This is a genomic window from Psychromonas aquatilis (genome assembly GCF_038155185.1).
In the GTDB taxonomy this organism is placed as follows: domain Bacteria; phylum Pseudomonadota; class Gammaproteobacteria; order Enterobacterales; family Psychromonadaceae; genus Psychromonas; species Psychromonas aquatilis.
In genome coordinates, this window is record NZ_JBAKAZ010000100.1 from 1 (window position 1) to 6,139 (window position 6,139).

Here is a 6,139-nt window from a genome sequence, read left to right on the forward strand (position 1 = left end):
CATCGACTTTAAGTTGTAATTGATTGATTTTATAGTCTTCAATTAATGGGTGTCCGCTACTTTGGTGTCCGCTACTTTACTACTTTACTCCCGCTACTTTTACTCATCATTCAATACAATGCCTAAACTCTTTAACGGTTAGTGCTTTATTGCGTGAAGGGGCGGGTGATATAAATAAAATAGCCCATTAATAAATGGGCTATTTGGGGTATAAATTATATTTCTATTACTATGATTAGTGGCGGAAATCCGATATGAGTGCAGGAATACCCGGTAGCATACCGACGGCTGCCATTACGGTGGTGAGAACAATAAACATCACACCTGGAATAATCCAACGGTTCATCTTAGAGAGTTTAGCGCTACGCTCTTTACAACCAATTAAACCAAGGTTATCAAGTAACATCGTTAGTGACCAACCAAATGCTGGGTTCACTAGGGTAGAAGCAAATACGACAATCGCTGCTGATTGCGTTGTTTTACCTTCACGTGTCATCTCCATACCAGCTTCAAGTAGCGGAATGAAAACACCTACAATTAACGCTACACACAAAACTGGCTGCCAGATTGCTAAATCCATTGGGTATCCCCAAATTGCGGCGATAACACAGAACAATGCTGTTAATAGCGCGCCTGCAGGAATAGGACGTTTAGCAATGGCTGCTGGAATTAAGTAAGTACCCCATGATGAAGTGAAGTTTGAACCACCTAATAGCGAACCAAAAACTTGGCGGATAGAGGCTGTAGACATCGTATCATCGATATTCATTTGTACTTTTTCAGTACGTTCAGGGTAACTGATTTTTTGGAATACTTGATGACCTAAGAAATCAGGTGACCACATTGCCACTGCTAAAATAGCAAAAGGCAGTACCACCATAAAGTTTTCAAGATTTGGCATACCTAACATCCAACCTGTATCTTCACCCCACCAGTACATTGGGTTTAAGTTTGGTAAGCCAGGTGTTGTTACAAAGTCAAAAGGTGCGCCCATTGCAAAAGCGATGCTGCCGCCTAGTAAACAACTTAGTGGCACAGCTAACCAGCGCTTACGCCAATGCTCAAGTAGCGCGTAAAGTAGAATAGTACAAATAATCACCACAAAAGGGATGTGTGACATATCGATACTTTCACCCCAGGCTAATAGTTTTTTAACTTGCGAGATGGTTCCAACAAAACCAAGGTAGAGTAATAAACCACCACAAACCCCTTTACTGGTCAGGTTGGCTAATCGACTGCCGCCTTTACTAATGGCGAGAATCAAACCAAAGGCCCCGATCAGTAAGCCAAATGCCATTGGGTGTCCACCTGCCGCTACAACAATAGGTATTAGTGGAATAAGTGGGCCGTGTGTTCCGGCTAAGTTGGCGGTTGGGAGTAGAAATCCAGAAAACAACACAATGAACACAGAAACAATTAATAATTCATAACGTACATTTTCTAGTACAAAACCATCACCTAGTCCTAGCGGTGCAGCGAAGGTTGCCGCAATGGCTCCTACCATCACGATTTTACCAATGGTTGCGGCCATTGCTGGAATGGTATCCTCAATTTCAAATCGGTAATCTTTAAAAGGTAGGTTAGGGCGCCAACGTTTAGGTGACATGCTTTGAAGTTCGTGCTCTAGATATTCTTCTCGTGTTTTAAAATCTGAACTGGGTCTATGCTTTTGTTCATAACTCAGATCATCCGTATTATTTTGTGCTGTTCCTTCATGCTCTGGTGCAGCGTTTGTGGTCTTATCCATTATTAGTCCCTTTAGTCATGATTTAAGAAAACACTGTGTATTTCAACGGGATTACAATAACTTAAGGAAATACTGATTACTAACGAGGAAGATCGAGGATTAGTAGTTCATCATGTTTTTGATCAATTTATGGTCGTTTATTTGCAGGTTTGTTTTACTTTTTTTCACTAGATCACACTGTTGCGATTTAGTTTGTTTTTTAGCTTGTAATGGCATATTAAAAGCTAAATTTTAGTCTTATTAGCCGTATTTATTGGCTGTATTGATGATTTAAGCACTGATAGGCCAATGGCGTTTATTAAGGCAATAACCTTGAGATTCCTTCACCATCAATCCCTAAATAGATATAGCCGTCTTGCCCTTGGATAACATTTCTTATTCTGCCGCTATTGGTTAATAACTTGGTTTGTTTAAGCACTTCATTGTCGTTTATCTCTAATGCGACTAGGTCTCCAAATTTCATTGAGCCAAGTAATACTTCGCCTTGTAATTGCGGATATTTATCACTGTTAATATAGGCCATTCCAGAAGGTGCAATGGATGGAACCCAATATAATTTAGGTTGCTGCATACCTTCTTTGGCGGTGATCTCAGTATAATTTGTGCCACTATAGTTAGTGCCGTAACCTATTACAGGCCAGCCATAGTTTTGACCTGTTTCAATGAGGTTAACCTCATCTCCACCTTTAGGTCCGTGCTCATGAGACCATACTTGATTGTTATTTGACAAAACCAGTAAGCCTTGTGGATTACGATGCCCATAGGAGTAAATGGCTTTTTTGGCGCCAGCTTGCTCAAAGAAAGGGTTAGAAGTTGGGATACTGCCATCAAGGTTTAATCGATAAATCTTACCGCCATCAAGGCTTAGATTTTGAGGATTTTTATCACGTTGTCCGCGATCGCCAATTGAAAAGTAAATAAACTGCTTAGTAACTGCAAGGCGTCCACCATAATGGTTACCCCGATTAGAGTCACCTTCACCTAAATACAGTTGTGTCTGTTCAGTTAGTTGATTATTTTCAAGATCTAATTGAGCACGCATTAATGCGGTATCGCTGCCGATTGCGGTTTTGGTGGTATAGGTGAAAAAGATAAGATGATTATTGTTAAAGTCAGGGTGTAAAGCAATATCCAGTAAACCGCCTTGCCCATTTGCATCTATCTCGGGGAGGGCGGTTATTTCAACGGATGGTTTATCTTCTGTTAATAACCATAATTTTCCGGCGCGCTCCGTGGCTAATATGGAGTTATCGGGTAACTGCACCATTCCCCAAGGAATAACGATGTCAGGCCACAATAGTTGTGTTCGATACGTTGTTTTGTCTTCAATCAGCGGCTGTGAATGCTCAGCCTGTACAGCTGTTGTTATAAAGCACAGTTGAATGAATAGTAGCTTTTGCCAAAATAGCATCTCTTTCTCCTTCATATAGGGAGTCGATTGCCGACTAACTATGTGTTTAGTGGCTCTGTGAAATCAGCTTACAAGATTGTTAGGAAACAAACTAGCTTATTAAAAGTATGTCGAGAAGCATTATTAGGCAATAGGTTAGCGCTATTTATTGAAACTGTTGCATAGGCTAATGGGGAGACAGGTTTGGTGGAAGTAAAGTCATGGGTGCCTCGTTTAATATCCTTTTGATGAACATTAACGAAAAATGCCACATCGCTGTGGCATTTATGGCTATTACTTTTTTATTACGTCAGAGAAGTGTTTCTGTTATCGCTATCTCTCCTATTAAGCGCAGATAGCCTGGTCAATTGAGTGTACTGTGTTTTTATCTTTGTTCTTGTTACCCCATGCTTTTTCATGGAAGAAGTAAGCAAAAGAGTTGATTGCTGGTTCAATTGTTGCCATTAAGCCACCGATGAAAGCATCACCTGTTAAAGCGTAAGTCACAGCAAAAGCAACGTTAAAGTGAATAATCGCAAAGCTGATTGTTTTTGTTTTAGTCATTGACTCACGGCTTTTAAGGAAAGGCACTTTTTGCCACGCTTTTTCATGGAAGTAAAAAGCAACCGTGTTGATTGATGGCTCAATGATAGCTATCAAGCTACCTAATAAAAAATCACCTGTTAATGCAAAAGCAACTAAGGTTGCGATGCTGAAGTGGATAACTGCAAAAGTAATTGTTTTAGCCATTTTGTGTGCCTCGTAATAGTATGTCTGTTTGATGTGGCCATTATTGATAATTATTATCATTAAGTAAAATGGGTTGTTTCTATTCTATTAATAGGTTTTTACTTGTATTTTTAGTAATTTAATTGCCTTAGGCTTTTTGTAATTGTTGAGTGAGCCTATTAAAGCAATGATTGTTAGCACTATTTTTAATCGAGTAAGTGGTTAAATCTGTTTGCTGATTATTGCCAATAGCATGCTTTTAGGTTGGGTGGGGTTGTAATCAGTTCAGAACTCGCCAGAATAACAATATAAGATATGCAGTATTAACTTTGAGACCCACTTTGGTAGAAACGATGATGACAGACCAACAGCCTAAGCAACAACAAGCAACGACCGCGACTATTTCGACCTTTAGCGAACTGGCTAAATTAGCGGATTATTCTTTGATGGAGTCGCTTAACTGTGACCCTGACGCCACTGAAAATGGGGTTGATCATGACGAGCGACAAGTTTTTTCAGGGCATTATGTTCCGGTTAAACCAACGCCGATTAAAGACCCTGAATATGTAGCGCACAGTGATGCTTTGTTTGCACAACTTGGTTTAGCTGATAGCCTTGCTAAGTCTGCTGATTTTATGCGCTTGTTTTCTGGAGATATTTCTCAGGTGCCGGGGCCGATGCGTAAAGTCGGTTGGGCAACAGGCTACGCATTGTCTATTTATGGGGTTGAGTTCATTCATCAGTGCCCATTTCAAACGGGTAATGGATACGGTGATGGTCGAGCTATTTCTGTCTTTGAAGGTGTGCTCAATGAACAACGTTGGGAAATGCAATTAAAAGGCGCTGGTCGAACACCTTATTGTCGCGGAGCAGACGGTCGTGCCGTTTTGCGCTCTAGTGTTCGTGAGTTTTTAGCACAAGAGCACATGCATGCACTTGGTGTGGCGACATCGCGCTCTTTGAGTTTATACGTTTCAAAAACTGAAACCGTAAAACGTGGCTGGTATGCAGAAGGATCTCAATCACAAAACCCTGATAAGGTGGTGACTGAACCTGTTGCCATTTCAACCCGCGTTGCCCCTTCATTTTTGCGTGTTGGACAAATAGAACTGTTTGCTCGTCGTACACGTGAAGATGAAAATGTTGATGAACAACGTAAAGCATTAGCTGAGCTTGAAAAAATAGTTCTACATTTAATTGAACGTGAATACGCCACGGTTATTGATAAGCAACTCAGTTTGCCTGAGAAAATTATTTTATTAGCGCAAGCGTTCCGTGATCGCCTTACGTCATTAATAGCAGGTTGGATCCAAGTGGGATTCTGTCAAGGTAACTTTAACAGCGATAACTGTGCTGCTGGTGGTTTTACCCTTGATTATGGGCCTTTCGGTTTTGCTGATCTGTTTAATCCTCAGTATCAACCTTGGACTGGCGGAGGAAATCACTTTTCCTTTATGAATCAGCCTAAAGCCGCGCAGAGCAACTTCGAGATGTTTTGTTCAGCGTTACAGCCATTACTGACTTCAGAACAAGATTTACTGGCGTTAGACGGTGTTAAAAATGAGTTTGCGACTGTGATGGAGTCCAAAATGAATGCGATGTGGGCTGCTAAATTAGGTTTAAAACACTTAAACACAGAGTCTCGTAAAACATTATTGAGTGAGTTGCAGTTGCTGATGATGCAAACGCCCGTTGACTACACTATTTTCTTCCGTGAGCTTTCGTCGATACCCAAAGGTATTCGTCCTCTAAAGAAAAGCTTCTACACTCAATTAATCAATGACAACGCGGAACAGGCTGCTAAAAACCAACAAATAGAAACACGTTGGGTAGAGTGGTTTGTACAATGGAAAGCGTCACTTAATAGCGACATGGATAGCAGTATCGAACAAGTCTCTGAGCAGATGAAGCAAGTAAACCCTAAATATATTTTACGCGAATGGTTACTTAAACCTGCTTATCAGCAAGCAGCAGTAGGGGATTACAGCTTAATTCGAGAGCTACAGGAAGTGATGGCAAACCCATATGCAGAGCAGTCCCAGGAAATAGAAGATAAGTTTTATCGTTTAAAACCGCTTGAGTTCTTTAACCTCGGTGGCGTATCGCATCTAAGCTGCTCGTCGTGATGCGTTGAATTTAAGCTATAACTGAGATCGTGAGATCGTGGACACCCATAAACTTTGACGGTTCATCATTACTCTTCTATCTTTTATTTATATAGTTTTACATGTTAAGAGGTAGTTGTTATGACGCAGTCACGCCAATCTCAGGTA

At 40.8% G+C, this 6,139-nt stretch carries 5 protein-coding genes; 2 read left to right on the top strand and 3 right to left on the bottom strand.

All coding sequences use genetic code 11. The annotated features are described in order from the left end of the window. Positions 1 to 235 precede the first annotated feature (235 nt). Together V6256_RS14690 and V6256_RS14695 are read right to left on the bottom strand one after the other, a co-directional pair. Positions 236 to 1,747, bottom strand: coding sequence for a DUF3360 family protein (locus V6256_RS14690; protein ID WP_341599025.1), 1,512 nt, complete (start codon positions 1,745 to 1,747; stop codon positions 236 to 238). 298 nt (positions 1,748 to 2,045) lie between these two features. Then, a complete protein-coding gene (locus V6256_RS14695; protein WP_341599026.1) occupies positions 2,046 to 3,158 on the bottom strand; it encodes a PQQ-dependent sugar dehydrogenase in 1,113 nt (370 codons plus the stop codon). A gap of 27 nt (positions 3,159 to 3,185) precedes the next feature. Between V6256_RS14695 and V6256_RS14700 the strand changes: the two genes are divergently transcribed. Then, positions 3,186 to 3,323: a hypothetical protein gene (locus tag V6256_RS14700; RefSeq protein WP_341599027.1), complete on the top strand. Its 138-nt coding sequence runs from the start codon at positions 3,186 to 3,188 to the stop codon at positions 3,321 to 3,323. A gap of 159 nt (positions 3,324 to 3,482) precedes the next feature. Here V6256_RS14700 and V6256_RS16465 read toward each other — a convergent pair whose 3' ends face one another. Then, positions 3,483 to 3,887, bottom strand: coding sequence for a DUF2061 domain-containing protein (locus tag V6256_RS16465; protein WP_424141075.1), 405 nt, complete (start codon positions 3,885 to 3,887; stop codon positions 3,483 to 3,485). A gap of 335 nt (positions 3,888 to 4,222) precedes the next feature. Between V6256_RS16465 and V6256_RS14715 the strand changes: the two genes are divergently transcribed. Further along, complete coding sequence (locus tag V6256_RS14715) at positions 4,223 to 5,992, top strand: protein adenylyltransferase SelO (RefSeq protein WP_341599029.1); 1,770 nt, start codon at positions 4,223 to 4,225, stop codon at positions 5,990 to 5,992. Positions 5,993 to 6,139: the final 147 nt, after the last annotated feature.